Source organism: Nocardia sp. NPDC060220, from assembly GCF_042727815.1.
In the GTDB taxonomy this organism is placed as follows: Bacteria; Actinomycetota; Actinomycetes; order Mycobacteriales; family Mycobacteriaceae; genus Nocardia.
This window is the reverse complement of the sequence record NZ_JBHWZY010000911.1, coordinates 1-2,621: the sequence shown is the minus strand read 5'-3', so window position 1 is coordinate 2,621 and position 2,621 is coordinate 1. Positions and strand designations below refer to the sequence as shown.

Sequence of the window (2,621 nt, the reverse complement as noted above, 5' to 3'; positions counted from 1 at the left end):
GATGCCCTGAGTGTCGGCGTTGGGACGAGTCACAAATATAATTTTGATACTGCGATATGCGCATCTAAACATGTGAATCGATCGGGGCAATCAGCGAAGAACCGGCTACGCCGGTCGGCTCGGGACGGCGGGAGCCCCGCCGTCCCAGCGATCACGGCCGGTGGACGATCGCGTACCAGAGCGCGCCCATCGTGCCGAGCACGAACAGGGGAGAGATGACCCAGGTCTCGACCCGGTTCCCGGTCCGCTCGATCAGCGGCACCCGGGTGCGCAACGGAAACGGCCACAGCAACCGGCAGCCCCGATCGGTGAGGCAGTCGCCGAGCAGGTGGGCCAGGCAGCCGAGACCCACGCAGATCGGCAGCCACGCCGGTCGGTCGACGATCCACTGATCGACCGCGAAGGTGCCCGCCGTCGCGAGCACGATCACCGTTCCGTAGGTCCGGACGCTCTTTCCCGGCGGGCACAGGTGCAGCGATCGCACCGCGAGGGCGAGCAGGAAGAACGCGAGGCCGAGGGTGAACGGTCGGCCGAGGTAGTGCTCCCCGGCCCAGGTGGCCGCGACCGCGGCGACGACGAACAGCAGTGAATGCGTGCCGTGACGATGTCCGCCCGACGCCCAGGAGATCAACCGGCACAGGTGATGTGACACCGGCCCGAGGACGTGGGAGATGGTGCCGCTGGGATGATCCGCGTCCGGCAGCAGCGCCGCACCCGCGGTGAGCAGCGTGCCCATGATGAGTTCGGCGATGCCGAATCGCGTTGTGTCGCTGTCGAACAGGGGGAAAGCGGCGACTGTGAGCGGTAACGCGGCGGCCGTACCGGCCCAGGCCAGCGCCCCACTGGTCGCATGAGAATGTCCTAGCACCCCGCAACGTTAGAGTAAGTCACTACTTCGGCGCATATGCCGTGGACAGCGCCGGAATGCGGGGCGCGCCTGGATCGTTGGGGCAGGGGGAGTTACCCGACGGAAGGACCACGATGAATGCTTTCAACGACCAGGTGATCGCCGAGTTCCGCGCCAACGGCGGCCGCGTCGGTGGCATGTTCGAAGGCAACGACGCCATGGTGATCATCACCACCACCGGCGCGAAGTCCGGGCGCGCGATCACCAATCCGCTGGTGTTCCTGCCCGACGGCGACCGGATCGTGCTGATCGCCTCCAACGGTGGCGCCGACAAACACCCGGCCTGGTATCACAACCTCCTCGCCGACCCGGAACTCACCGTGGAGGTCGGGACCGAAACATACCGGGGCAAGGCGGAACTCGTCGCCGATCCCGAGCGCACCGCCCTCTACGACCGGATGGTCGAGCGGCTGCCGGGCTTCGCCGAGTACCGCGACAAGACCGATCGGGAGATCCCGGTGTTCGCGGTGTATCGAACGAGTTAGTCGCGTGCTCGAGCGGAATGGTTGCCGGGGTGGGTGAGCTGCTGGTTCTATCGCCCGGTGACCGAAACCATCGACGTGCCACGCATCGTCCACGCCTCCCGCGACATCGCGGCGACCCCCGCCGCGATCTTCGACCTGATCGCCGATCCCGCGCAGCAGCCGCGCTGGGACGGCAACGACAACCTCGCGCAGGCCGTCGAAGGCCAGCGGGTCCGCGCGGTCGGTGACGTGTTCACCACGACGCTGACCAACGGCGCCGACCGGGACAACCACATCGTCGAGTTCGAGGAGGGTCGCCGTATCGCGTGGAACCCGTCGGAGCGGGACAAGACCCCGCCGGGACACCTGTGGCGCTGGGAGCTCGAGCCGATCGACGACACCCACACCCGGGTGACCCACACCTACGACTGGACCGAACTGCACGACGAGTTGCGTCAGGTGCGGGCCAAGGCCACCACCGCCGACAAGCTGCAGGCATCGGTGGACCGGCTGGCCGCCCTCGCCGAGTCCTAGTCACCAACGCAACACCCTGCGACTCGAGCTGAGCCGCAGGGTGTTTCGCTGTTCGGATCAGGCGGTGACGTCGAACCGGTCCAGGTTGCTGACCTTGGTCCACGCGGCGACGAAGTCGTGCACGAACTTCTCCTTCGCGTCGTCGGTCGCGTAGGCCTCGGCCACGGCCCGCAGCTGCGAGTTGGAGCCGAACACCAGGTCGACGCGGCTGCCGGTCCACGTGACCGCACCGGAGGAGCGGTCACGACCTTCGTAGCTGTTCTCGTCGGCGGCCGAGGGCGCCCACTCGGTACCCATGTCGAGGAGGTTGACGAAGAAGTCGTTCGTCAGCGCACCCGGGGTGTCGGTGAACACGCCCAGCGGCGAGGACTGGTAGTTCGCGCCGAGCACGCGCAGACCGCCGATCAGCACGGTCATCTCCGGCGCGCTGAGCGTGAGCAGGTTCGCCTTGTCGATCAGCAGGAACTCCGCGGGAATCTGCGCGTCCTTGGACACGTAGTTGCGGAACCCGTCGGCCGGGGTCTCGAGCGCGTCGAACGACTCGACGTCGGTCTGGGCCTGGGTCGCGTCGGTACGACCCGGCGTGAACGGCACCGTCACCGGGAAACCGGCAGCCTGGGCGGCCTGTTCCACACCGACCGCGCCGCCGAGGACGACCAGGTCGGCGAACGACACCTGCGTGCCGCCGCCGGCGTTGAATGTGTCCTGGATGCCCT

4 protein-coding genes are annotated in these 2,621 nt (G+C 67.5%); 2 read left to right on the top strand and 2 right to left on the bottom strand.

Annotation, left to right across the window (positions count from 1 at the left end; all coding sequences use genetic code 11):
- Positions 1 to 151 precede the first annotated feature (151 nt).
- Positions 152 to 868, bottom strand: coding sequence for a metal-dependent hydrolase (locus tag ACFWF3_RS31600; protein ID WP_379317430.1), 717 nt, complete (start codon positions 866 to 868; stop codon positions 152 to 154).
- Between the two features lie 113 nt (positions 869 to 981).
- On the opposite strand from ACFWF3_RS31600, the gene ACFWF3_RS31595 reads away from it, so the two are divergent.
- Positions 982 to 1,392 (top strand): nitroreductase family deazaflavin-dependent oxidoreductase, encoded by a 411-nt coding sequence (locus ACFWF3_RS31595; protein WP_378627590.1) that lies wholly within the window; start codon positions 982 to 984, stop codon positions 1,390 to 1,392.
- A gap of 57 nt (positions 1,393 to 1,449) precedes the next feature.
- The gene (locus ACFWF3_RS31590) at positions 1,450 to 1,905 is read left to right on the top strand and encodes an SRPBCC family protein (protein ID WP_378627592.1); all 456 of its coding nucleotides are present in this window, start codon (positions 1,450 to 1,452) and stop codon (positions 1,903 to 1,905) included.
- A gap of 57 nt (positions 1,906 to 1,962) precedes the next feature.
- On the opposite strand, the gene ACFWF3_RS31585 is transcribed toward ACFWF3_RS31590, so the two are convergent.
- A partial coding sequence (locus ACFWF3_RS31585) for a peroxidase family protein (protein ID WP_379317428.1) occupies positions 1,963 to 2,621 on the bottom strand: 659 nt, incomplete at its 5' end.

Excerpts from the sequence above, each read along its gene's own strand:
- ACFWF3_RS31595 (WP_378627590.1), top strand. The coding sequence starts at position 982 with ATGAATGCTTTCAACGACCAGGTGATCGCCGAGTTCCGCGCCAACGGC.